The sequence below is a fragment of the Pseudomonas orientalis genome, from assembly GCF_002934065.1.
Taxonomy (GTDB): Bacteria; Pseudomonadota; Gammaproteobacteria; order Pseudomonadales; family Pseudomonadaceae; genus Aquipseudomonas; species Aquipseudomonas orientalis_A.
The window spans coordinates 4,816,261-4,840,708 of the sequence record NZ_CP018049.1 but is presented as its reverse complement, the minus strand read 5'-3'; the positions used below and the strand labels follow the sequence as shown (position 1 = coordinate 4,840,708).

At 61.9% G+C, this 24,448-nt stretch carries 24 protein-coding genes; 14 read left to right on the top strand and 10 right to left on the bottom strand.

Annotated features, from left to right (window positions below):
* Positions 1-10: 10 nt before the first annotated feature.
* The 6 genes from ptsP to BOP93_RS21795 all read right to left on the bottom strand — a co-directional run bounded on the left by ptsP (position 11) and on the right by BOP93_RS21795 (position 6,796).
* On the bottom strand, positions 11-2,536 hold the full coding sequence (ptsP, locus tag BOP93_RS21820) for a phosphoenolpyruvate--protein phosphotransferase (RefSeq protein WP_104504626.1): 2,526 nt from the start codon (positions 2,534-2,536) through the stop codon (positions 11-13).
* A gap of 30 nt (positions 2,537-2,566) precedes the next feature.
* A complete protein-coding gene (locus BOP93_RS21815) occupies positions 2,567-3,589 on the bottom strand; it encodes an SIS domain-containing protein (RefSeq protein ID WP_104504625.1) in 1,023 nt (340 codons plus the stop codon).
* The gene (gene nagA, locus BOP93_RS21810; protein ID WP_104504624.1) at positions 3,570-4,676 is read right to left on the bottom strand and encodes an N-acetylglucosamine-6-phosphate deacetylase; all 1,107 of its coding nucleotides are present in this window, start codon (positions 4,674-4,676) and stop codon (positions 3,570-3,572) included. Before nagA ends, BOP93_RS21815 begins: the two co-directional genes overlap by 20 nt.
* A gap of 10 nt (positions 4,677-4,686) precedes the next feature.
* On the bottom strand, positions 4,687-5,445 hold the full coding sequence (locus tag BOP93_RS21805) for a GntR family transcriptional regulator (protein WP_104504623.1): 759 nt from the start codon (positions 5,443-5,445) through the stop codon (positions 4,687-4,689).
* Between the two features lie 261 nt (positions 5,446-5,706).
* On the bottom strand, positions 5,707-6,210 hold the full coding sequence (locus BOP93_RS21800; RefSeq protein WP_104504622.1) for a L,D-transpeptidase family protein: 504 nt from the start codon (positions 6,208-6,210) through the stop codon (positions 5,707-5,709).
* Positions 6,211-6,247: 37 nt separating this feature from the next.
* Entirely contained in the window at positions 6,248-6,796 is a 549-nt protein-coding gene (locus BOP93_RS21795) for an NUDIX hydrolase (RefSeq protein ID WP_065896363.1), read from the bottom strand.
* A gap of 147 nt (positions 6,797-6,943) precedes the next feature.
* Here BOP93_RS21795 and BOP93_RS21790 point away from each other — a divergent pair, with 147 nt between their 5' ends.
* From BOP93_RS21790 to purT, 5 genes are all read left to right on the top strand, one after another.
* Positions 6,944-7,546, top strand: a complete 603-nt coding sequence (locus tag BOP93_RS21790; RefSeq protein WP_065887517.1) for a CoA pyrophosphatase — start codon at positions 6,944-6,946, stop codon at positions 7,544-7,546.
* A gap of 35 nt (positions 7,547-7,581) precedes the next feature.
* A complete protein-coding gene (locus BOP93_RS21785; protein WP_104504621.1) occupies positions 7,582-8,106 on the top strand; it encodes a gamma carbonic anhydrase family protein in 525 nt (174 codons plus the stop codon).
* Entirely contained in the window at positions 8,103-8,318 is a 216-nt protein-coding gene (locus BOP93_RS21780) for a DUF1289 domain-containing protein (protein ID WP_104504620.1), read from the top strand. Before BOP93_RS21785 ends, BOP93_RS21780 begins: the two co-directional genes overlap by 4 nt.
* A gap of 149 nt (positions 8,319-8,467) precedes the next feature.
* On the top strand, positions 8,468-8,935 hold the full coding sequence (locus BOP93_RS21775) for a VUT family protein (RefSeq protein WP_104504619.1): 468 nt from the start codon (positions 8,468-8,470) through the stop codon (positions 8,933-8,935).
* Between the two features lie 70 nt (positions 8,936-9,005).
* Positions 9,006-10,187 carry a formate-dependent phosphoribosylglycinamide formyltransferase gene (gene purT / locus BOP93_RS21770; RefSeq protein WP_104504618.1) on the top strand — a complete coding sequence of 394 codons (1,182 nt, stop codon included), beginning with the start codon at positions 9,006-9,008 and terminating at the stop codon, positions 10,185-10,187.
* A gap of 103 nt (positions 10,188-10,290) precedes the next feature.
* Here purT and BOP93_RS21765 read toward each other — a convergent pair whose 3' ends face one another.
* The 3 genes from BOP93_RS21765 to BOP93_RS21755 all read right to left on the bottom strand — a co-directional run bounded on the left by BOP93_RS21765 (position 10,291) and on the right by BOP93_RS21755 (position 13,937).
* Entirely contained in the window at positions 10,291-11,601 is a 1,311-nt protein-coding gene (locus tag BOP93_RS21765; RefSeq protein ID WP_104504617.1) for an MFS transporter, read from the bottom strand.
* 272 nt (positions 11,602-11,873) lie between these two features.
* Entirely contained in the window at positions 11,874-13,112 is a 1,239-nt protein-coding gene (locus BOP93_RS21760) for a transporter associated domain-containing protein (RefSeq protein ID WP_104504616.1), read from the bottom strand.
* A gap of 12 nt (positions 13,113-13,124) precedes the next feature.
* Positions 13,125-13,937, bottom strand: a complete 813-nt coding sequence (locus BOP93_RS21755) for a cytochrome C assembly family protein (RefSeq protein WP_104504615.1) — start codon at positions 13,935-13,937, stop codon at positions 13,125-13,127.
* 234 nt (positions 13,938-14,171) lie between these two features.
* Between BOP93_RS21755 and ffh the strand changes: the two genes are divergently transcribed.
* From ffh to rplS, 5 genes are all read left to right on the top strand, one after another.
* Positions 14,172-15,548: a signal recognition particle protein gene (ffh, locus tag BOP93_RS21750; protein WP_010207982.1), complete on the top strand. Its 1,377-nt coding sequence runs from the start codon at positions 14,172-14,174 to the stop codon at positions 15,546-15,548.
* Positions 15,549-15,799: 251 nt separating this feature from the next.
* Positions 15,800-16,051, top strand: coding sequence for a 30S ribosomal protein S16 (rpsP, locus tag BOP93_RS21745; RefSeq protein WP_003238923.1), 252 nt, complete (start codon positions 15,800-15,802; stop codon positions 16,049-16,051).
* A 5-nt stretch (positions 16,052-16,056) separates the two neighbouring features.
* Positions 16,057-16,593 (top strand): ribosome maturation factor RimM, encoded by a 537-nt coding sequence (gene rimM / locus BOP93_RS21740; protein WP_104504614.1) that lies wholly within the window; start codon positions 16,057-16,059, stop codon positions 16,591-16,593.
* Positions 16,575-17,348, top strand: a complete 774-nt coding sequence (gene trmD / locus BOP93_RS21735; RefSeq protein ID WP_205885774.1) for a tRNA (guanosine(37)-N1)-methyltransferase TrmD — start codon at positions 16,575-16,577, stop codon at positions 17,346-17,348. The genes rimM and trmD overlap by 19 nt, the downstream gene beginning before the upstream one ends.
* Positions 17,349-17,393: 45 nt before the next feature.
* On the top strand, positions 17,394-17,744 hold the full coding sequence (rplS, locus tag BOP93_RS21730) for a 50S ribosomal protein L19 (protein ID WP_003175895.1): 351 nt from the start codon (positions 17,394-17,396) through the stop codon (positions 17,742-17,744).
* 73 nt (positions 17,745-17,817) lie between these two features.
* Here rplS and BOP93_RS21725 read toward each other — a convergent pair whose 3' ends face one another.
* Complete coding sequence (locus tag BOP93_RS21725) at positions 17,818-19,617, bottom strand: cation:proton antiporter (protein ID WP_104504613.1); 1,800 nt, start codon at positions 19,615-19,617, stop codon at positions 17,818-17,820.
* 108 nt (positions 19,618-19,725) lie between these two features.
* Here BOP93_RS21725 and xerD point away from each other — a divergent pair, with 108 nt between their 5' ends.
* The 4 genes from xerD to thrC all read left to right on the top strand — a co-directional run bounded on the left by xerD (position 19,726) and on the right by thrC (position 24,404).
* Positions 19,726-20,622: a site-specific tyrosine recombinase XerD gene (xerD, locus tag BOP93_RS21720; protein WP_104504612.1), complete on the top strand. Its 897-nt coding sequence runs from the start codon at positions 19,726-19,728 to the stop codon at positions 20,620-20,622.
* Positions 20,623-20,763: 141 nt separating this feature from the next.
* Positions 20,764-21,495 carry a thioredoxin fold domain-containing protein gene (locus tag BOP93_RS21715; RefSeq protein ID WP_104504611.1) on the top strand — a complete coding sequence of 244 codons (732 nt, stop codon included), beginning with the start codon at positions 20,764-20,766 and terminating at the stop codon, positions 21,493-21,495.
* A gap of 128 nt (positions 21,496-21,623) precedes the next feature.
* A complete protein-coding gene (locus BOP93_RS21710) occupies positions 21,624-22,928 on the top strand; it encodes a homoserine dehydrogenase (protein ID WP_104504610.1) in 1,305 nt (434 codons plus the stop codon).
* A gap of 66 nt (positions 22,929-22,994) precedes the next feature.
* Positions 22,995-24,404 carry a threonine synthase gene (thrC, locus tag BOP93_RS21705; RefSeq protein ID WP_104504609.1) on the top strand — a complete coding sequence of 470 codons (1,410 nt, stop codon included), beginning with the start codon at positions 22,995-22,997 and terminating at the stop codon, positions 24,402-24,404.
* The last annotated feature ends 44 nt before the right edge of the window (positions 24,405-24,448 follow it).

The following is a 24,448-nucleotide window of genomic DNA, read 5'->3' as shown; positions in this document are numbered from 1 at the left end:
CTTGTTGTTTTCAGCTCAGCGGCCAGTGGTGTTGACAGGCGTGGCGAACGGCCTTGGCACTGCTCAGGTCGAGCAGCTCAAGGCTCAGTTGCCGGCATTGCGCCGCGTCCAGGTGGCGGACGCGGTCCTTGATTTCTCCGATCTGCGGCGGGCTTACCGACAGCTCGCTGACGCCCAGGCCGACCAGCACCGGCGTGGCCAGCGGGTCGCAGGCCAGGGCGCCGCACACACCGACCCAACGCCCATGCTTGGCCGCACCGGCGCAGGTCTGGGCGATCAGCCGCAGCAAGGCTGGGTGCAGCGCGTCGACGCGGGCAGCCAAGCCTGCGTGGTCGCGATCCATGGCCAGGGTGTACTGGGACAGGTCATTGGTGCCGATGGACAAAAAGTCCGCGTGTTCGGCCAACTGCTCAGCCATCAGCGCGGCGGCGGGCACTTCGATCATCACACCCAGTTCGGGGCGCTGCGTCAGGTTCAGTTCCACGCACAGTTGATCCAGGCGCTGGCGGATCTGCAGCAGTTCGTCCACCTCGCTGACCATCGGCAACAGGATGCGGCAACGCGCCAGCGGCGAGACTTGCAACAGGGCGCGCAGTTGCTGGTCGAGCAGTTCCGGGCGCACCTGGGCCATGCGAATGCCGCGCAGGCCCAACACCGGGTTGGCTTCGACAGGCAGCGGCAGGTAGTCGAGCTGCTTGTCACCGCCCACGTCAATGGTGCGAATGATCACGGACTTGTCGCCCATCGCATCCAGCACGGCCTGATAAGCCTGGCGCTGTTCCTGTTCATCCGGTGCGGTGCGGCGGTCGACGAACAGAAATTCGGTGCGCAGCAAACCGACGCCATCGGCGCCATTTTCAAATGCGTGCCGGGCCTCGCTGCTGGAGGCGACGTTGGCGGCGACTTCAATGCTCACGCCATCGGTGGTGCGTGCCGGTTGTTGCGCTTGGGCGTCTTGCTGCTGGCGACGGAGCTTCTGCGCGTCGCGAATCTGGTGAACTTCAGCATGGCGCGCGTCCGTGGGGGCCAGTTCCAGCCGGCCATTGACGGCGTCCAGCACCACACGCTGGCCCTGAGGCACATCCAGCACCTCGGCGCCCAGCGCGACCACGCAGGGCAAGCCTTTACCCCGCGCAAGAATGGCGACGTGTGACGTGGCGCCGCCTTCGGCCATGCAGATACCCACAGCCTGCTGCTCACTCAACTGCAGCAGATCTGACGGCGTCAATTCATGGGCACTGACGATCGACCCGGCAGGCAGTTCAAAGTGCCAGGCCTCGCCCAGCAAGGCGCGCAGTACGCGTTGTTGCAGGTCGCGCAGATCGTTGGCGCGCTCGGCAAACAACGGCTTGCCCAGTGCCAGCAGCACCGCGCACTGGGCCTGGATCGCATCACGCCAGGCGTGGGTGGCAGCGCTGCCGTGTGTGATGGCGGCGGTGGCCGCTTCCAGCAGCGCCGGGTCTTCGAGCAGCGCGAGGTGGGCGGCGAAGATGTCTTCTTCCTCGACGTTCTTGCGTTGGCGAGCATGGTCGAGGGTGCTGCGGATTTCATCGCGCACCTGCTGCAGAGCCGTGTCGAGGCGCTGCTGTTGGTCGTCGGCCACGTGGTTGCCGGTGTCTTCCGGCAATTCGATGCCGGTCAGGCGAAACAGCGGCCCGCACACCAGGCCGGGCGCTGCACAAACGCCTTGCAACACATCGGCTTCCACACTGGCACGACGGGGCGCAGCAGCGGCCACCGGCGCGTGATGGACTTCGCTGACCGCCACGGACAATGCCGCGATCAACCCTTGCAACGCGGCCTCGGCGTCCTTGCCACGGCAACTCACGCGAACTTCGTCGCCTTCGCCAATGCCCAGGCCCATCAAGCCAATCAGGCTGTCGCACGACGCCGACTTGTCAGCGAAGTGCAGGTGCGACTGGCTGCTGAAACCCTGGGCCGTCTTGCGAATCAAGGCGGCGGGGCGGGCATGCAAACCGCCACGGTGGGTGATGCGCACGCTGGCACTGGCTTCTGAGTCGGCTTTTGAGTTGTAGTTATCCACAGCTGCTTGAACGGTGCTGGTCGCGCGCGCAGCAATCTGCAGCAACGGCTCTCCGACCTTGACCGTTTTCAGCGCCAAAGGCGTCAGTTCAAAGCGATCACTGTTGGTCAGGATGATCAGGCTCACCAGGCTCTTGCACTGACGCGCAATGCGGTCCAGGTCAAACTGCACCAGCGCCTGGCCCTGGCTCACCCGTGCGCCTTCCTTGACCAGCAAGGCAAAGCCTTCGCCATTGAGTTCCACGGTGTCGATGCCCACATGCATCAACACCTCGGCACCGTTGTCGGCGCGCAGGGTCAGGGCGTGCCCGGTGCGGGCGACATGGATGATCACGCCGGCACAGGGTGCATGCAGACAGTCGTTCAATGGGTCGATAGCGAGACCGTCGCCCATGGCGCCGCTGGCGAACACTTCGTCGGGGACGCGGTTCAGGGCCAGCACCGGCCCACTCAAGGGGGCGCTGAGGGTCACTCGGTTATTGTTGTTGGACATGGGCACGGTACTCATCAGGAAAACGCCGCTTCAGTGCGTGCGGGTGACTTTGCTCAGGTGGCGCGGCTGATCCGGGTCCATGCCCCGTGCTTCAGCCAGACCGGCGGCCATCACGTAGAAACTCTGGATCGCCAGGATCGGGTCCAGGCTCGGGTGTTCGGCGCGGCTCAGGGTCAGGTCGCGCTCGGCGATGTCATCCGGCGCAGCCAGGAGCACCCGCGCACCGCGCTGGCGCATATCGGCGGCCAGGGTCAGCAGGCCGGCCTGTTCGGCGCCGCGTGGAGCGAAGACCAGCAAGGGGTAGTTCTCGTCGATCAAGGCCATCGGCCCGTGGCGCACCTCGGCGCTGCTGAAGGCTTCGGCCTGGATCGCCGAGGTTTCCTTGAGCTTGAGCGCGGCTTCCTGAGCGATGGCAAACCCGGCGCCACGGCCGATCACCATCAAGCGCTGGCTACCTTTGAGGGCATCGACGGCCAGGCGCCAATCTTGCTTGGCGGCATCGCGCAGGCCATCGGGCAGGGCCTGGCAGGCTTGCAGCAGGTCGGTTTCCTGGTTCCAGTGGCCGATCAATTGCGCGCTGGCGCTGAGGGTGGCGATAAAGCTCTTGGTCGCGGCCACGCTGAGTTCCGGCCCGGCGCACAGCGGCACGTGGAATTCACACGCGGCTTGCAGCGGCGAATCTTCGGCATTGACCAGCGAGATGCTCAAGGCGCCACGCTTGCGCAACAGGCGCAGGCTGTTGACCAGGTCCGGGCTCTGGCCTGACTGGGAGAAACCGAACGCTACCTGACCGCTGACTTTCATCGGCGCCTGCAACAAGGTCACCACCGACATCGGCAACGATGCCACCGGAATGCCCACATGTTGCATGGCCAGGTAGGCGAAGTAGCTGGCGGCATGGTCGGAGCTGCCGCGGGCGATGGTCATTGCCACTTGCGGCGGCTGGCGGCGCAGGCGGCCGGCCACTTCTTCCAGCAGCGGGTCCAGGCGTTGCAGTTGTGCCGCAACGGCGTCGCAGGAGGCCAGGGCCTCTTCAAGCATTTTTGAAGTCAATGGTTTCTCCTTCGACCATCACGTCGGTGAGTGTCAGTGAGCGGTCCAGGCGCACGCAGTCGGCAAAGCTGCCGGGTTGCAGGCGGCCGCGTTCTTCCAGGCCCAGGTAGTCCGCAGGAAATTGCGACAGGCGTTGTGAGGCTTCGCTGATCGGCAGGCCGATTTTCACCAGGTTGCGCAGCGCCTGGTCCATGGTCAGGGTGCTGCCGGCCAGGGTGCCGTCGGCCAGGCGTACGCCGCCCAGGCATTTGGTCACGGTGTGGCTGCCCAGCTTGTATTCGCCATCGGGCATACCGGCGGCGGCGGTGGAATCGGTGACGCAGTACAGGCACGGGATGGAGCGCAAGGCCACGCGGATCGCGCCGGGATGTACATGCAATAAGTCCGGTATCAGTTCCGCGTATTTGGCATGGGCCAGCGCGGCGCCGACGATGCCCGGCTCGCGGTGATGCAGCGGGCTCATGGCGTTGTACAAATGGGTAAAGCTGGTGGCGCCGGCGGCGAGGGCGGCGACGCCTTCTTCGTAACTGCCCAGGGTGTGGCCGATCTGCATGCGCACGCCGCGTTCGCTGAGGGCGCGGATCAGGCCGTCGTGGCCGGCGATTTCCGGGGCGATGGTGATCACGCGGATCGGCGCCAGGCGCAGGTAGGCTTCGACCTCGGCCATCAAGGCGGTGTGGGCGAAGTTGGGTTGGGCGCCGAGTTTGCCCGGGTTGATGTAAGGGCCTTCCAGGTGCACGCCCAGCACCCGGGCGCTACCTGCCGGGCGTTGCTCGCAGAACCTGCCGAGTTCACCGAGGACGCTGGTGATTTCGTCCACCGGTGCCGTCATGGTGGTGGCCAGCAGCGAGGTGGTGCCAAACCGCACGTGGGTCCGGGTGATGGTCTCGAAGGCGTGCGCACCTTCCATGATGTCCGCGCCGCCGCCACCGTGCACATGCAGGTCGATAAAGCCCGGCAGCAGGTAGGGCAGGTTGTTGTCGGCCGGGTCGCACGGCGTGCCTTCAATGGCAACCACCTTGCCGTGCTCGTGCACCAGGCGGCCACGCATCCAGCCGTTGGGCGTGAGGATATTGTCTTCGGACATGGGCAGTTCTCTAGATTCGCAATTCGGCGGAATAGTCATGACGGCGCAGCTCTGCGACAAAGTCGTAGTAGTCGTTGCGGCAGTAGGTGTCGGTGATTTCAATCGGGGTGTTGTCGGCGGTGTAACCCACACGGGTCATCAGCAGCATGGCGGTGCCGGGGGCGATGCCCACCAGTTTGGCGAACTCGTCCGAGGCGTTGATCGCCTGGATATGCTGCAGGGCGCGCACGATGGGCTTGCCGACGCTTTCCAGGTATTCGTACAACGAATTGCCGATGGCTTGGGGCTGGGGCAGCACGGAGGCGGGCATGGTGGTCATTTCAATCGCCATTACCGTGTCATCGGCTTTGCGCAGACGCTTGAGACGCGCCACTTTGTCGCTGGGCGACAGACCCAGGCGGATCAGCTCTTCGTGGGTCGGCGGGGTGATGTCGCGCTCCAGCCACTGCGAGCTGGGCACGAAGCCCTTGAGCCGGAGCATTTCGCTGAACCCCGACAGTCGTGACAAGGGCTGCTCCAGGCGCGGCGTAATAAAGGTGCCGGAGCCCTGGCTGCGGCGGATCAAACCCTGGGCAAGCAACACCTCCAGCGCTTTGCGGGCAGTGACCCGCGAGATGCTCAACTGCTCGCTGAGGGCGCGTTCCGAGGGCAGGGCCTGCTCGGATTTCCACTGGCCGGCATGGATCGCCGCTTCAAGGCTGCGGGCCAGTTGCAGGTACAGCGGCGTGGATTGCTTGTCGTCGGGGCGCAGGGCCAGGATGGGGTTCATGTGTCAGGTTTCCGATGCGTTATTGGAGTGTTGTCGCCCGGTAATGGCTGGAAATTAATACCACTTAAATACCATGTCAATGCTACCAAAACGGTGCGAGTGCCGGTTTCAGGGCTTCTTAACGGTGCGTGGTGTCAAGTGGTATTAGAGAGGTCTTTGTTTGGCGCACAAGTGCGCAGCCCGCGCAGTGAACTGGTATTCACCGGCAGGCGCTGTCCGGGGCAGGAATTATTTTCGAATTATTTTACCAGCGGTCGCCGATCAGGGCCGAATCTCGATCAGGGTGCCGTCCTTGACCAGGCTCCAGACTTCGCGCATGTCCACATTGCGCATGCCGATACAGCCGTCGGTCCAGTCCAGGGTGTGGAACCACTGTTCCGGGTAGTCCTCGGTGTCGGGCGTGCCGTGGATCATGATCATGCTGCCCGGTTTCACGCCTTCGCGGCGCGCGCGGGCGGCGTCGCTGATATTGGGGTAGGAGATGTGCATGGCCAGGTTGAAACGGTCGCTGGTCTTGCGCCAGTCGATCCAGTAGAAGCCTTCGGGCGTGCGGCGGTCGCCCTCGATCAGTTTGTGGCCTTTCGGATTTTTCCCCAGGGAAATGCGATAGGTCTTGAGCGGTTTGCCGTCGTTGATCAACTGCAACTGGTGGGCGGATTTGAGCACCAGGACCTTTTCGACCGGTTTGCCGCCGAGGGTTTGCACCGTGGAGGCCGGGGACAGGGCAGCGAATGACAGGCAGATCAGAGCAAGCAACCAACGCATTGAAACGATTTCCCTTTGGCGACGAGTGGCCGGCTTGTTATTGGGCGGGCTTGGACTGGGGCGGCACGGACTCGCTGCGCACCGGGAACAGCTGTTGCGCACGGTCAGCGAAGAAGCATTCTAAGGTACGCCCGACCGTGCGGAAAGCCAGCTCGGACCAAGGGATATCGGCCTCGGCGAACAGCTTCACCTCCAGGCTTTCGATGCCTGCGGCAAAGTCCAGGTCGGCCAGCTCGGCGCGATAGAAAATATGCACCTGATTGATGTGCGGCACGTTGATCAAGGTGTAGAGGCTCAGGTCGCGCACGCGGGCGCAAGCTTCTTCCAGGGTCTCGCGCATGGCGGCCTGTTCCACGGTTTCGCCGTTTTCCATGAAGCCTGCGGGCAGGGTCCAGTAACCCAGGCGCGGCTCGATGGCGCGACGGCACAGCAGCACTTTGTCGCCCCATACCGGCACGGTACCGGCGACGATATTGGGATTCTGGTAATGAATGGTCGAACAGTGGTCGCACACATAGCGCAGGCGCGCGTCGCCTTCGGGAATGCGTTGGGTGACCGGTTTGCCGCACTGGCTGCAGAAGTTCATGCTGGGGTTCCTGGAGAGTGGGCACATCTTGGCTTGGTGCCAGGCGTTCCTGCAAGTTGTCGTTTCGCGACACCCCGGTGGTTTTGGGGTTGGGCGCCTGCGCGCTTTGGTGCATGATGCAAGGTAGCCAACAGACCGAGATGACTCATGCTGGACGAGCTACTTCGCCGGGTAAGCAACCACACCCCCCATACCCTGGAGACCGACGGGCGTTTCCCCGAGGCCGCGGTGCTGGTGCCGATTACCCGCAGTGACGAACCCGAGCTGATCCTGACCCTGCGCGCCAGTGGCCTGTCGACCCATGGCGGCGAAGTGGCCTTCCCCGGCGGGCGCCGTGACCCCGAAGACCCGGACCTCATCTTTACCGCTCTGCGCGAAGCCGAAGAAGAAATCGGCCTGCCGCCGGGGCTGGTCGAGGTCATTGGCCCATTGAGCCCGTTGATCTCCCTGCACGGTATCCGTGTCACGCCCTATGTGGGCGTGGTCCCTGATTACGTCGAGTACCTGGCCAACGACGCCGAAATTGCCGCTGTCTTCAGCGTGCCCCTGGACTTTTTCCGCCAGGACCCACGCGAGCACACCCACCGCATCGACTATCAGGGTCGCAGTTGGTATGTGCCAAGCTACAGGTTCGGCGAATACAAGATCTGGGGCCTGACGGCAATCATGATCGTCGAGCTGATCAACCTGCTCTACGACGACGCCAAGATCAGCCTGCATCAGCCACCCAAGAGCTTCATCAATATCTGAGCCATCGTTTGAATGGCGAGCCGTGAGGAACAACCATGAAATACCGCCTGGGCGATGCCCGCGTCGAGACGCATCCCAACAGTTGGATAGCACCCAATGCCACGCTGGTGGGCAAGGTCAAGCTGGAGGAGGGCGCCAACGTCTGGTTCAACGCGGTATTGCGTGGCGACAACGAACTGATCCTGATCGGCAAGAACAGCAACGTGCAGGACGGCAGCGTGATGCACACCGACATGGGCTACCCGCTGACCCTCGGCACGGGCGTGACCATCGGCCATAACGCCATGCTGCACGGCTGCACCGTCGATGATTACAGCCTGATCGGCATCAACGCAGTGATCCTCAATGGCGCGAAGATTGGCAAGCACTGCATCATCGGCGCCAATTCGCTGATCGGCGAAGGCAAGGAAATTCCCGATGGCTCCCTGGTGATGGGGTCGCCCGGCAAGGTGGTACGTGAGCTGACCGAAGCGCAGAAACGCATGCTCGAAGCCAGCGCCGCGCACTATGTGCATAACGCGCAGCGGTATGCGCGTGATCTGGTCGAGCAGGAACAATGAGTGCGGTTGAACGGCCTGTTGCCTCGCCTTGCGTGAGCATTTGCGCGTTGGACGAGGACGATATCTGCACCGGTTGCCAGCGCAACGTGGATGAGATTACGCGTTGGAGCCGCATGGACAATGCCGAACGCCGGCTGGTGTTGGGGTTGTGTCATGAGCGGGCGGTGGCGAGTGGGTTAGTGTTTATGGTTTCTGGTAAATCCGGCGCCTGATAGACCGCCATCGGGGGCAAGCCCCCTCCCACACTTGAATGTGTTCACAGTTCAAAAATGTGGGAGGGGGCTTGCCCCCGATGAGGCCCTCCCAGACTACCTCCCTGTAATTGTGTACTCTGTGCGGCATTACCCACAGGTCCGTCCCCATGCTCTTTCTGATCGCCTACATCAGCAGCGTCGTGCTGATCAACTTCGCCTTTTCCACCGCCCCGCACCTGGACGTGATCTGGTCCGCCTGGGGTGGCCTGGTCTTCATTCTGCGCGACATGGTGCAAACCCGCTTCGGCCACGGCGCGATCATTGCCATGCTGGCGGCGCTGGTGCTGTCGTATATCACCTCCGACCCGTCCATCGCCCTGGCCAGCGCCACGGCGTTCGCGGTGTCCGAATGCATCGACTGGCTGGTGTTCAGTATCACCCGGCGTCCGCTGCACGACCGCCTGTGGATAAGTTCGGCGCTGAGCATTCCCCTGGATACCTTTATCTTTTTCGGCCTGATCGGCGCGCTGACCCCTGCCGTGGCGGGCACAGCGCTGGCGTCGAAATTCGCCGGTGTCACCGTGGTGTGGCTGGTCATGGCCTGGCGCATCCGCCGGCGCGCCATCGCCAACTGAGGCCAATTTTTACAGTTCATGTAAAATGCCGGCCTTTCTCCCCCATGATCCGCTCCCCTGAGGACCTGAGATGACCCGAATCGGAACTCCATTGTCGCCAACCGCGACCCGCGTTTTGCTGTGTGGCTGCGGTGAGCTGGGCAAGGAAGTGGTGATCGAACTGCAGCGCCTGGGCGTTGAAGTGATTGCCGTGGATCGTTATGCCAACGCGCCGGCCATGCAGGTGGCGCATCGCAGCCATGTGATCAACATGCTCGACGGCGCGGCGCTGCGTGCGGTCATCGAGGCGGAAAAACCGCACTTCATCGTGCCGGAAATCGAAGCCATTGCCACCGCTACCCTGGTGGAACTGGAGGCCGAAGGTTTCACCGTGATTCCGACCGCCCGCGCCACGTCCTTGACCATGAACCGTGAAGGCATCCGTCGCCTGGCCGCCGAAGAGCTGGACCTGCCGACCTCGCCGTACCACTTCGCCGACACCTTCGAAGACTACAGCAAGGCCGTGCAGGACCTGGGTTTCCCGTGTGTGGTCAAGCCGGTGATGAGTTCGTCGGGCAAGGGCCAGAGCCTGCTGCGCAGCGCGGACGATGTGCAGAAAGCCTGGGACTACGCCCAGGAAGGCGGCCGCGCCGGTAAAGGCCGGGTGATCATCGAAGGCTTTATCGACTTCGACTACGAAATCACTTTGCTGACCGTGCGTCATGTCGGCGGCACCACGTTCTGTGCGCCGGTTGGCCATCGTCAGGAGAAGGGCGACTACCAGGAATCCTGGCAGCCACAGGCCATGAGCCCGGTTGCCCTGGCCGAGTCCGAGCGGGTTGCCAAGGCAGTGACCGAAGCCCTGGGTGGTCGGGGTCTGTTTGGCGTGGAATTGTTCATCAAGGGCGATCAGGTGTGGTTCAGCGAGGTCTCGCCGCGCCCCCATGACACTGGTCTGGTGACGCTGATTTCCCAGGACCTGTCGCAGTTTGCCCTGCACGCCCGGGCTATCCTGGGCCTGCCGATTCCGTTGATCCGCCAGTTCGGGCCTTCGGCTTCGGCGGTGATTCTGGTGGAAGGGCAGTCGACTCAGACGGCGTTTGCCAACCTGGGTGCTGCGTTGAGCGAGCCGGATACGGCATTGCGTCTGTTTGGCAAGCCTGAGGTCAACGGCCAGCGGCGCATGGGCGTGGCGCTGGCGCGGGATGAGTCGATTGAGGCTGCTCGTGCCAAGGCGACCCGGGCTTCTCAGGCTGTGGTTGTAGAACTCTAAAAGCATCGGGGGCAAGCCCCCTCCCACATTTGAATGTATTCACAAATCTAACTATGTGAACCCGATCAAGTGTGGGAGGGGGCTTGCCCCCGATAGCGGTCTATCAGGCGACCTTGTTCAAATCATTATCCCGCGTCTCTTTCAGGCACAGCACCGCAATCAAACTCAGCAACGCTGCCGCCGACACATACCCCCCGACATAGCTCAGCCCGCCCATCGCCACCAGCTTGGTCGCGAAGAACGGCGCCGCCGATGCGCCCACTATTCCGCCCAGGTTATACGCCGCCGACGCGCCGGTATAACGCACGCGGGTCGGGAACAGTTCCGGCAGCAATGCGCCCATCGGTGCGAAGGTCACGCCCATCAGAAAGAGCTCCAGTGCCAAAAACAGCGCCACGGCCCAGGTCGAACCGTGGGTCAGCAGCGGCTCCATGGTAAAGCCCGACAGAATCGCCAGGATCGCGCCGACGATCAGCACCGGCTTGCGCCCGTAGCGGTCGCTGGCCAGCGCCGCCAACGGCGTCGCCAGCCCCATGAACAGCACCGCGAAACACAGCAGGCCGAGGAAAGTTTCACGGCTGTAGCCCAGGGTCGACACCCCATAGCTCAGGGAAAACGCCGTGGTGATATAGAATAGAGCGTAGCACACCACCATCGACGCGGCGCCCAGCAGCACGGGTAGCCAATGCTGGCTGAACAGTTCCACCAGCGGCACCTTCACCGGCTTTTCATGAGCCACGGCATTGGCGAACACCGGCGTCTCGTGCAGCTTGAGCCGTGCGTACAAGCCCACCATCACCAGCGCCGCGCTGAGGATGAACGGAATGCGCCAGCCCCAGCTGCGAAATTGCTCGTCGTTCAGGCTCATGGCCAAAATCAGGAACAAACCGTTGGCCGCCAGGAAGCCAATCGACGGCCCCAATTGCGGGAACATGCCGAACCAGGCGCGCTTGCCTTTGGGCGCGTTCTCGGTCGCCAGTAAGGCCGCGCCGCCCCATTCCCCGCCCAGGCCCAGGCCTTGGCCGAAGCGCAATACACACAACAGGATCGGCGCCCAGGCGCCAATGCTGTCGTAGCCGGGCAGCAAGCCGATCAGAGTGGTACACACGCCCATCAGCAACAGCGAGGCCACCAGCGTCGACTTGCGGCCGATACGGTCGCCAAAGTGGCCGAACAGTGCCGAACCCAGCGGGCGGGCGATAAAGGCGATGCCGAAGGTCAGGAACGACGCAAGCATCTGTGCGGTGCCTGAGGTCTGTGGGAAGAACACCGGGCCGATCACCAGCGCGGCAGCCGTGGCGTAGATATAGAAGTCGTAGAACTCGATGGCGGTGCCGACGATGCTCGCGGTCGCCACGCGAGCCGTCGAGTTGGTCGGGGCAGCGGTGGTGGCCTCGTTATAGGGGGTGCTCATGGCGGTAATCCCTGACGGTCATTGCGCGTTTGGACGCGGATTATTATTGGTCGTACACCCATGGATCAGGGTTGTGCGCGGAGCGGCTTGGGTAAGCCGCAGGGATTATAGGAAGGGGTTTGGAGTTACAACAAGTAACAGGCGCGCAGCAAATCAAAATGTGGGAGGGGGCTTGCCCCCGATAGCGGTGTATCGGTCACCAGATGCAGTAACTGACACTCTGCTATCGGGGGCAAGCCCCGTCCCACATTGGATTGTGGTTTATCAGAAAGTCAGGCGGCGACGGGCACATGGCTGGTATGCCAGATCAAAACCTTGCTTACCCGATTGTCCTCGGTCTCGAGGATTTCCAGGCGATAGCGGCCAATCTTCAGGCATACCGCGCAGTCCGGAATCGTCTCCAGCGCCTCGGTCACCAGGCCGTTGAGGGTCTTGGGGCCGTCGCTGGGCAGGTGCCAGCCCAGGCTTTTGTTCAGTTCGCGGATCGAAGCCGCGCCGTCGATGATGTAGCGGCCGTCCGGCTGGGCTTCGATGTGAGGGTTATCCACCGTCTGATCGCTTTCGAATTCGCCGACGATTTCTTCCAAGATGTCGTCCAGGGTCACGATGCCCAGTACTTCGCCGTACTCGTCCACCACCATGCCCAGGCGGCGCTGTTGCTTGTGGAAATTCAGCAGTTGCAGTTGCAACGGCGTGCTTTCCGGCACGAAGTAGGGTTCGTGGCAGGCGGCCAGCAGCGCTTCCTTGGTCAGGCTGGCGTCGGCCAGCAGGTGCTGGATCTGCCGTGTGTTGAGCACCGCTTCGACCTGGTTGATGTCGCTGTGGAACACCGGCAACCGTGTGCGCTGGGAATTGCGCAGTTGCTCGATGATGTCCTCGATCGCGTCATCCAGGTTGATGCCGTCCACTTCGCTGCGCGGCACCAGGATGTCATTGACGGTGATGTTGTCCAGGGCATGGATGCCAGGCATGCCGGGCATAGGCTCTTCATCGGCATCATGGTGCGGTTCGTCGTGGTGGTCGGACGAAGGCTCGTCGCTGTTTCTCACCACGGCGGCCTTGCGCGCGAACGGGCGCAGCAGCATCAGGCTGATGCCGTTGAGCAGCCAGGCAACGGGATACAGGATTTTCAGCGGCACGCCCAGCAGCGCATTGCCGAAACCCAGTATGGCGTGCGGATAGCGGGTAGCCAGGGCGCGAGGCAGGTAGTCGGCGAGGATCAGCAGCAACGCGCAGGCAATCAGCCAGCCCAGCCACGGCCCGTTCTGTGCCCAGGCATAGATCGCCAGCAGCGTGCAGAGAATGACCACGGCTGCGCGGCACAGGCTGTTGCACAGGATCAGGCTGTGGCGCGGGAAGCTCAGGCGTGCGGCAGCCTTGTCACCCTGGCGAGTGCCGGGGCGCAGAGCCAGCAGATGCTGTTGTGCTGCTTCGATGGCGGTAAACAGTGCCGCCCATAAAATCAGCAGGGCAATTACGGCGAGCATCGGCCCAAGGGGCAAGTTGTCCATGATCGCCGCTCGTCAGATATGCAGGATGTATTCGCGAACCAGCTTGCTGCCGAAATAGGCCAGCATCAGCAGGCAGAAACCGGCCAGGGTCCAGCGGATGGCTTTGTGCCCGCGCCAGCCGAGGCGGTTGCGGCCCCACAGCAACACGCTGAACACGATCCAGGCCAAGCAGGCCAGCAAGGTCTTGTGCACCAGGTGCTGGGCGAACAGGTTTTCGACGAACAGCCAGCCGGAGATCAGCGACAGCGACAACAAGCTCCAGCCGGCCCACAGGAACCCGAACAGCAGGCTTTCCATGGTTTGCAGCGGCGGGAAGTTCTTGATCAGCCCGGACGGGTGCTTGTGCTTGAGCTGGTGGTCTTGCAGCAGCACCAGCAGTGACTGGAACACTGCAATGGTGAACATGCCGTAGGCAAGAATCGATAACAGGATATGCGCGAGAATGCCCGGCTCTTCATCGATCACCTGTACGGTGCCGGTAGGGGCGAATTGCGCCAGCAGCACCGTGAGCATGCCCAGCGGGAACAGCAGCACGAGCAGGTTTTCGACCGGAATCCGGTAGCACGCCAGCAGTGTCAGTGCGATCACGGCGGCGGCGATCAGGCTGGCGGCGCTGAAAAAATCCAGGCCCAGGCCGACCGGGGTCATCAGGTGCGTAAACAGACTGGCGGCATGGGCCAGCAGGGCGAGGACGCCAAGGCCTGTCAGCAGACGTTTGTCCGCTTTGGCGCCTTGGGCCAGACGAGTGCCCTGATAGAGGGTCGCAGCGGCATACAAGAGGGCGGCGGCGAGACTGGGTAGCAAACTGGGTGACAAGGGGAGCATAAATCCTGATAGACAAGCCCGAAAGGCGCTGAGTTTGGCACACACCCGCGCCGCACGAAAGACTCCCGCACCAGACAGCGGGTGTGCATGGGCGCAGTCTTCGCTATAATCCGCGACCTGCCCACGCCGCAGGCTCGCCGAGCGCTATGTTTAATAGCGATTTACCGCAGCCTGGGCCGCCATTACCTCGGTCTACCAATGCATATCGTTGAATAGGGCCTGAAAGGATCGCGCATGTTTGAAAACCTGACTGACCGTCTCTCGCAGACGCTGCGCCATGTCACCGGCAAGGCCAAGCTGACCGAGGACAATATTAAAGACACCCTGCGTGAAGTGCGCATGGCGTTGCTGGAAGCCGACGTGGCCTTGCCGGTGGTGAAGGACTTCGTCAACTCGGTCAAGGAGCGCGCGGTCGGCACCGAAGTGTCGCGCAGCCTGACCCCGGGCCAGGCCTTTGTGAAGATCGTCCAGGCCGAACTCGAAAGCCTGATGGGCGCGGCCAACGAAGACCTGAACCTCAGCGCCGTGCCTCCGGCCGTCGTCTTGATGGCCGGTCTGCAAGGCGCGGGCAAGACCACCACCGCCGGCAAGCTGGCGCGCTTCCTTAAAGAGCGCAAGAAGAAGTCCGTGATGGTGGTGTCGGCCGACGTATACCGTCCGGCGGCCATCAAGCAGTTGGAAATGCTTGCGGGCGAAGTGGGCGTGACCTTCTTCCCGTCGGACCTGAGCCAGAAGCCGGTCGACATTGCCAACGCGGCCATTAAAGAAGCCAAGCTGAAATTCATCGACGTGGTCATCGTCGATACCGCCGGTCGGCTGCACATCGATGAAGAGATGATGGGCGAGATCAAGGCGCTGCATGCCGCGATCAACCCGGTCGAGACGCTGTTCGTGGTCGACGCCATGACCGGCCAGGATGCGGCCAACACCGCCAAGGCCTTCGGTGACGCGCTGCCGCTGACCGGCGTGATCCTCACCAAGGTCGACGGCGACGCCCGTGGCGGTGCCGCGCTGTCGGTACGTGCCATCACCGGCAAGCCGATCAAGTTCATCGGCATGGGCGAGAAGAGCGACGCGCTCGAGCCGTTCCACCCCGAGCGTATCGCCTCGCGCATCCTCGGCATGGGTGACGTGCTCAGCCTGATCGAGCAGGCCGAAGCCACGCTCGACAAGGACAAGGCCGACAAACTGGCCAAAAAGCTGAAGAAGGGCAAGGGCTTCGACCTCGAAGACTTCCGCGATCAGCTGCAACAGATGAAGAACATGGGTGGCCTTGGCGGGCTGATGGACAAGCTGCCGAACATCGGCGGCGTGAACCTGGCGCAAATGGGCAACGCCCAGGGCGCGGCAGAGAAGCAGTTCAAGCAGATGGAAGCCATCATCAACTCCATGACCCCGGCCGAGCGCCGCGACCCTGAGCTGATCAGCGGTTCGCGCAAACGCCGGATCGCCATGGGTTCCGGCACCCAGGTGCAAGACATCGGTCGCTTGATCAAGCAGCACAAGCAGATGCAGAAGATGATGAAGAAATTCTCCGCCAAGGGCGGCATGGCCAAGATGATGCGCGGCATGGGCGGTATGTTGCCCGGCGGCGGCATGCCCAAGATGTAAAGAATTCGAGCGCGAGCCCAGCTTGCGCTCCGACCCGCAGGGATGCGGGATCTCCAGCAAACCCGCCATTGGCGGGCGCTGACCTGCCGTTTTAACCGACGGCTCTATAGCAGATCTGAATGGCACGCGGGTAGGCGCCGGAAAAAGACATTTGCAAAAGTCCGGATATTCCTTAGAATATGCGGCCTTTCGGGCACCTATGCCCGCTGTGCATTTAGATTTGCAGCACCGACTACAGGAACGATGTTCACATGCTAACAATCCGTCTTGCCCTTGGCGGCTCCAAAAAGCGCCCGTTTTACCACTTGACCGTAACTGACAGCCGCAACCCACGTGACGGCTCTCACAAGGAACAAGTTGGCTTCTTCAACCCGATCGCTCGCGGTCAGGAAGTTCGTCTGTCCGTGAACCAAGAGCGCGTAGCCTACTGGCTGAGCGTTGGTGCACAGCCATCCGAGCGCGTTGCCAAGCTGTTGAAAGACTCGGCTAAGGCCGCAGCCTGAGCAATATGAACGCGACGCCAACTGTTGCTGATGATTTGATCGTTATCGGCAAGATTTACTCTGTTCATGGCGTTCGCGGCGAAGTGAAGGTGTATTCCTTTACTGATCCGACTGAAAACCTGTTGCAGTACAAAACCTGGACGCTCAAGCGCGAAGGCAGCGTGAAACAGGTCGAGCTGGTCAGTGGACGCGGGAGCGATAAGTTCCTGGTCGCAAAGCTCAAGGGTCTTGATGATCGTGAAGAAGCTCGTCTTCTGGCCGGTTACGAGATCTGCGTGCCGCGCAACCTGTTCCCTGAATTGACCGACGGCGAGTACTACTGGTACCAGCTGGAAGGTCTGAAGGTTATTGATCAACTCGGGCAACTGCTCGGGAAAATCGATCATCTTCTGGAAACCGGCGCCAATGATGTAATGGTGGTCAAGCCTTGCGCTGGCAGCCTGGATGATCGCGAACGCCTGTTGCCCTATACCGGGCAGTGCGTGTTGGCCGTCGACCTCGCAGCGGGCGAGATGAAGGTGGAATGGAACGCGGACTTCTAAGCGTGGCTAATTTGCGCATTGAAGTGATCAGTTTGTTTCCCGAGATGTTCTCCGCCATCAGCGAGTACGGCATCACCAGTCGGGCGGTGAAACAGGGGCTGTTGCAGCTTACCTGTTGGAACCCGCGAGACTACACGACGGATCGACATCACACTGTGGACGATCGCCCATTTGGCGGTGGCCCGGGCATGGTGATGAAGATCAAGCCCCTGGAAGACGCGTTGGCCCAGGCCAAGGCAGCCGCCGGGGAGAAGGCGAAGGTAATTTACCTGTCCCCTCAAGGCCGTCAGCTGAAACAGGCTGCGGTAGGCGAACTGGCGAATGAGGAGGCACTGATCCTGATTGCCGGTCGCTATGAAGGCATTGACGAGCGTTTTATTGAAGCTCATGTCGATGAAGAGTGGTCGATTGGGGACTATGTCCTGTCTGGCGGCGAGCTGCCGGCGATGGTCCTGATAGATGCGGTTACACGACTGCTGCCTGGAGCTTTAGGGCATGCGGACTCCGCGGAGGAAGATTCCTTCACGGATGGTTTGCTGGATTGCCCGCACTACACCCGTCCGGAGGTGTATGCGGATCAGCGTGTTCCCGACGTATTGCTAAGTGGCAATCACGCACACATCCGGCGTTGGCGTTTACAGCAGTCCCTTGGTCGGACCTATGAACGACGCGCCGATCTTCTGGAAAGCCGCTCGCTTTCTGGAGAAGAGAAGAAGCTGCTCGAGGAATACATCCTCGCGCGGGACGATAGTTAACAACGTATCGATGGTAGGTCCATTGACTTACCTTAGGAGCACAGCATGACTAACAAAATCATCCTTGCACTCGAAGCAGAGCAGATGACCAAAGAGATCCCTACCTTTGCCCCGGGCGACACCATTGTCGTTCAGGTGAAAGTGAAGGAAGGCGACCGTTCGCGTCTGCAAGCGTTCGAAGGCGTGGTAATCGCCAAGCGTAACCGTGGTGTGAACAGTGCTTTCACTGTTCGTAAAATCTCCAACGGTGTTGGCGTAGAGCGTACTTTCCAGACCTACAGCCCGCAAATCGACAGCATGGCTGTGAAACGTCGCGGTGACGTACGCAAAGCCAAGCTGTACTACCTGCGTGACCTGTCCGGTAAAGCAGCTCGCATCAAGGAAAAACTGGCTTAAGTCCAGCTTCCCGATGCAGAAAAAAGCAGCCTGCGGGCTGCTTTTTTGTGCCTGCGATTTGTGCCGTGCGCCCTCAGGCCTGACCAGGCTGAATGACTGCCAGTAATGTCCATCCCGCCAGCGGTTTCATATCGCTCTCTGGCGTGACCACATGCACCCAGCCGCTGTTGTCGCGGGCAAACAGCAGCGTCGCCCGTTCCCCATGCAGTGCCTGGTAATCGCTCCAGCCAAACCCATCGGTCAGCTGCGTGGTATACAGCTCGGCGCCTTGCCCCAGCAGGCTGGCGAGTTTGGTGTAGCTCAGCGGCTGGCTGCCCAGCAAGTGCCCACGGTGCTCGCCGCTGGCCCGGTGCTTGTCGGTGCGACGGCTTTCCTGGCTGTTGGCCAAGGCGAACAGGCGATGCCCGAAGTCATGACGAAAGCGCATGGTGGCCAGGGTATTCAATTCGCCGGAAGGTGACAGCGCGAGCAAATGCCCGAGACCGACCAGGTCCAGATGGGACTCGGCATGCTGTGATGCCGGGTTGCCGAAGTAGGTCGGCAGCCCTTCCATGCGGCTGGCGCGAATGTTTTCCCAGCTTGAATCGGTCAGCAGCACTCGGCTGCCCAACTGTTGCAGGGCTTTGCCGAGGATGCGGGCCGGGCCGTTGGCGCCGACGATCAGAAAGCCGCTGGGCGCGGGTTCGGCTACTTTCAACAAGCGGGCCAGAGGGCGTGCAGTCGCGCTTTGCAGCACCACCGTGCCGATAATCACCGCAAACGTCAGCGGCACCAGCAACAACGCACCTTCGTGGCCGGCCTCATCCAGGCGAATCGCAAAAATCGCCGACACCGCTGCGGCCACAATCCCGCGCGGGGCGATCCAGGCCAGCAGTGCGCGTTCGCGCCAGCTCAGTTTCGAGCCGACGGTCGACACAGCAACGTTCAGCGGGCGCGCAATGAACTGAATGATCAGCAGCAGAATCAGCACAAACGGCCCCAGGGCGATCAATGCGTTCAGGTCCAGGCGCGCCGCCAGCAGGATAAACAAGCCGGAAATCAGCAGAACGCTGAGGTTCTCCTTGAAGTGCAGGATGTGCCGCACGTCCACGCCCTTCATGTTGGCCATCCACATGCCCATCAGCGTCACCGCCAGCAGGCCGGACTCATGCATGACCTCATTGGAGGCGATGAACACCCCCAGCACCGCCGCCAGGGTGGCCAGGTTATGCAGGTATTCCGGCAGCCACTGGCGGCGCATCACCAGGCCCAGCACCCAGCCCCCGGCAATCCCGAACAGGCTGCCGCACAGGATGACGCCGCCAAAAGTCAGCAGGCTGTGACTCAGGCCATCGCCCGACGCGCTGGCAATGATAAAGCTGTAGACCACCACGGCCAGCAGCGCACCGATCGGATCGATGACAATGCCTTCCCAGCGCAGGATATTGGCGATGGACGCCTTGGGGCGTACCACGCGCAACATCGGCACGATGACGGTCGGGCCTGTGACCAGCGTCAGGGTGCCGAACAGCAGCGCCAGCATCCAGTCGAAACCCAACAGCCAGTGGGTTGCCACGGTAATCACCGCCCAGGTCGTCAGTGCGCCAAGGGTCACCAGTCGGTGAACCACGCTGCCGATCTCCTTCCATTCCGACAGATGCAGCGTCAGGCTGCCTTCAAACAGGATCAGTGCGACCGCCAGCGACACCAATGGCATCAGCAGCGGGCCGAACATTTCCTGCGGGTCGAGCCAGCCGAGTACCGGCCCCGCCAGGATTCCGCTCAATAACAGAAACAGAATCGCCGGCAACTTCAGGCGCCAGGCCAGCCATTGGCAGCCGAGCGCGGCCACACCGATACCGCCGAAAGCCAACAAGATCTGTTGTTCGTTCATTAAAGCTTCCTGTTCCTAGAAGTAGCGGGCTATGAAAGACTAGTGGCCCTTGCCACAGTTCACTAAATAAAAGGGCGCCGAGCCCCGTGCCGCGTCGCTTGAGTAACCATGCCCGCCATTGACCACCCCCTGATTGACCGCTTCCTTGACGCCCTTTGGTTGGAAAAAGGCCTCTCCGACAACACGCGCCAGGCTTACCGCAGCGACCTGGCCCTGTTCAACGGGTGGCTGCAGGAGAAAAACCTGGAGCTGATCAATGCCGGGCGCGAGCTGATCCTCGATCACTTGGCCTGGCGCCTCGAGCAACATTACAAGCCGCGATCCACCGCGAGATTTCTCTCCGGTGTACGTGGCTTTTATCGCTACCTGTTGCGTGAAAAGCTCATCGCAGTCGATCCAACTCTACAAGTGGATATGCCGCAATTAGGTAGGCCTCTTCCTAAATCCTTGTCGGAAGCTGACGTGGAGGCTCTGTTAGCCGCGCCGGATCTCAGTGAGGCCATCGGCCAGCGCGACCGCGCCATGCTGGAAGTGCTCTACGCCTGCGGCCTGCGGGTCACCGAGCTGATCAGCCTGACCCTGGAGCAGGTCAACCTGCGCCAGGGCGTGTTGCGGGTGATGGGCAAGGGCAGCAAGGAACGCCTGGTGCCGATGGGCGAGGAGGCGATTGTGTGGGTCGAGCGTTACCTGCGCGATGCGCGTCACGAACTGCTCGGTGGCCGTCCCAGCGATGTGCTGTTCCCCAGCCTGCGCGGCGAGCAGATGACCCGTCAGACCTTCTGGCATCGCATCAAGCACCAGGCCAGGGTCGCCGGAATCGGCAAGACGCTGTCGCCCCATACCTTGCGCCATGCATTCGCCACGCATTTGCTCAACCACGGCGCGGATTTGCGTGTGGTGCAGATGCTGCTCGGGCACAGTGACTTGTCCACCACCCAGATTTACACCCACGTGGCACGGGCGCGCTTGCAGGAAATGCACGCCAGGCACCATCCACGCGGCTGAAAAATCCCAATTTGTCCGGCTGCGGGCTGCCCTGCGGCCCAACTGTGGTAGGCTTTGCCGGTTCGCAAAGGCGACGGTCCGCGCCCCAGTTTCCAATCGGCGTACGTGCACCCGTCCCTGCATCTGCCTTCAGGAGTTCCCATGCGCTTGACCCAGATTATTGCCGCCGCAGCCATTGCGTTGGTTTCCACCTTTGCCGTCGCCGACGATGCGGCCGAGCAGGCCATTCGCAAGAGCCTGGTCAACCTGCAACTCGAGACCCCCATCGAAAGCATCAGCGCCAGCCCCATGGCCGGTCTGTACGAAGTCAAGCTCAAGGGCAGCCGCGTGCTGTACGCCAGTGCAGACGGCCAGTACATCGTTCAGGGCTACCTGTTCCAGCTCAAGGACGGCAAGCCGGTCAACCTGACCGAGAAAGCCGAACGCCTCGGCGTGTCCAAGCTGATCAATGGTATTCCGGTGGCTGAAACCGTGGTGTATCCGGCCATCGGCGAGACCAAGACCCACATCACCGTGTTCACTGACACTACCTGCCCGTACTGCCACAAGCTGCACGCCGAAGTGCCGGCGCTGAACAAGCTGGGTGTGGAGGTACGCTACGTCGCGTTCCCACGCCAGGGCCTCGGTTCGCCAGGCGATGAGCAGTTGCAGGCGGTCTGGTGCTCGGCCGACAAGAAGGCGGCCATGGACAAGATGGTCGATGGCAAGGAAATCAAGGCGGCCAAATGCGCCAATCCGGTTTCCAAGCAGTTCGCCCTGGGCCAGTCCATCGGTGTTAACGGCACACCGGCCATCGTTTTGGCAGACGGCCAGGTGATTCCGGGCTACCAGCCTGCACCACAAGTTGCCAAACTGGCACTGGGTGCCAAGTAAGCATTAATCGTCGAGCCTTTGACGAGCATGATCCGCCGAACCGTCGGCGGGTCGTTAATTGAGAGCCGCAGTTGTGCGGCTGTGTTCCACGGCCGACCTCGCGTCGGCCGTTTCATGGGGAGTTTTCAGTGAAACCGGTCAAAGTAGGCATCTGTGGGTTAGGGACCGTCGGTGGCGGCACCTTCAACGTACTTCAGCGTAACGCCGAAGAAATTTCCCGCCGTGCAGGGCGCGAGATTGAAGTGGCGCAGATCGCCACACGTTCGCCAAAGCCTCAGTTCGAAACGACCGGTATTGCAATTACCAACGATGTGTTCGCCGTGGCCACCAACCCTGAGATCGATATTGTCATCGAACTGGTAGGCGGCTATACCGTGGCCCGCGAGCTGGTGCTCAAGGCCATCGAGAACGGCAAGCACGTGGTCACCGCCAACAAGGCGCTGATCGCCGTGCACGGTAACGAAATCTTCGCCAAGGCCCGTGAGAAGGGCGTGATCGTGGCGTTCGAAGCCGCCGTGGCCGGCGGCATCCCGGTGATCAAGGCGATTCGTGAAGGCCTGTCCGCCAACCGCATCAATTGGGTGGCCGGCATCATCAACGGCACCGGTAACTTCATCCTGACCGAAATGCGCGAAAAGGGCCGCACCTTCGAAGACGTGCTGGCCGAAGCCCAGGCCCTGGGTTATGCCGAAGCCGACCCGACCTTTGACGTGGAAGGCATTGATGCGGCCCACAAGCTGACCATCCTGGCGTCCATCGCCTTTGGCATCCCGCTGCAGTTCGACAAGGCCTACACCGAAGGCATCACCAAACTGACCACCGCCGACGTGAACTACGCCGAAGCCCTGGGCTACCGCATCAAGCACCTCGGTGTGGCACGCAGCACCCCGGCCGGTATCGAATTGCGTGTGCACCCGACACTGATCCCCGCCGACCGCCTGATCGCCAACGTCAATGGCGTGATGAACGCGGTGATGGTCAACGGTGACGCCGCCGGCTCCACCCTGTTCTACGGCGCCGGTGCCGGGATGGAGCCGACCGCTTCGTCGGTAATCGCCGACCTGGTGGACGTGGTTCGCGCCATGACCAGCGACCCGGAAAACCGCGTGCCGCACCTGGCCTTCCAGCCGGATTCGCTGTCGGCCCACCCGATCCTGCCGATCGAAGCCTGCGAAAGTGCCTACTACCTGCGCATCCAGGCCCAGGATCATCCCGGCGTGCTGGCCCAGGTGGCGAGCATCCTGTCGGAGCGCGGCATCAACATCGAATCGATCATGCAAAAGGAAGTCGAGGAACAGAACGGCCAGGTGCCGATGATCCTGCTGACCCATCGCGTGCTCGAGCAGCATATCAACGATGCCATCGCCGCCCTGGAAGCCTTGCAAGGCGTAGTGGGCCCGGTCGTTCGTATCCGCGTCGAGCACTTGAACTAACCGATTGTTCCAGGGGCCCCGAGCGTTCGGCGGCCCCTGTTCGAAAATGTTTCAAAGGAGCCAGTCATGCGTTACATCAGCACCCGCGGCCAGGCACCGGCCCTGAATTTCGAAGACGTTCTGCTGGCAGGCCTTGCCACCGACGGCGGCCTGTACGTGCCGGAAAACCTGCCACGCTTCACCCAGGAAGAAATCGCTTCCTGGGCCGGCCTGCCGTACCACGAGCTGGCGTTCCGGGTGATGCGCCCGTTCGTCACCGGCAGCATTCCGGACGCGGATTTCAAGAAGATCCTGGAAGAGACGTACGGCGTGTTTTCCCACAGCGCCATTGCGCCCCTGCGCCAGTTGAACGGCAACGAGTGGGTGCTTGAGCTGTTCCACGGCCCGACCCTGGCGTTCAAGGACTTTGCCCTGCAATTGCTGGGTCGCCTGCTCGACTACGTACTGGAAAAACGCGGCGAGCGCGTAGTGATCATGGGCGCTACCTCCGGCGATACCGGTTCGGCGGCCATTGAAGGATGCAAGCACTGCGAAAACGTCGACATCTTCATCCTGCACCCGCACAAGCGCGTGTCGGAGGTGCAGCGTCGCCAGATGACCACCATTTTCGGTGAGAACATCCACAACATTGCCATCGAAGGCAACTTCGATGACTGCCAGGAAATGGTCAAGAACAGCTTTGCCGACCAGAGCTTTCTCAAGGGCACGCGCCTGGTGGCGGTGAACTCGATCAACTGGGCGCGGATCATGGCCCAGATCGTCTACTACTTCCACGCCTCCCTGCAGCTCGGCGGCCCGGCGCGTTCAGTATCGTTCTCGGTGCCGACCGGCAACTTCGGCGATATCTTCGCCGGCTACCTGGCGCGCAACATGGGGCTGCCGGTCAATCAGTTGATCGTCGCGACCAACCGCAACGACATCCTGCACCGTTTCATGAGCGGCAACGGGTATGTCAAGGAAACCCTGCACGCCACGCTGTCGCCGTCGATGGACATCATGGTCTCGTCGAACTTCGAACGCCTGCTGTTCGACATGCACGGTCGCAACGGCGCGGCGTTGGCCGAGCTGATGAACAGCTTCAAGCAAGGTGGCGGTTTCAGCGTCGAGCAAGAGCGCTGGACCGAAACCCGCAAGCTGTTCGATTCCCTGGCCGTGGACGACGCGCAGACATGCGAAACCATCGCTGAAGTCTATGCCCAGACCGGCGAGCTGCTCGACCCGCACACCGCCATCGGTGTGAAGGCCGCCCGCGAGTGCCGTCGCAGCCTGGATATCCCGATGGTGATCCTTGGCACTGCGCACCCGGTGAAATTCCCCGAAGCGGTGGAAAAGGCCGGTGTTGGCAAGGCGCTGGAGCTGCCGCAGCACCTGGCGGATCTGTTCGAGCGTGAAGAGCGTTGCACGGTGTTGGCTAACGACCTGAAAGCTGTGCAGGCGTTTGTCAGCCAGCATGGCAATCGGGGCAAGCCGCTGTAAGGCACACCGCGTAGACAAAAACGCCGCTTTCCCTTCCCTGGGTC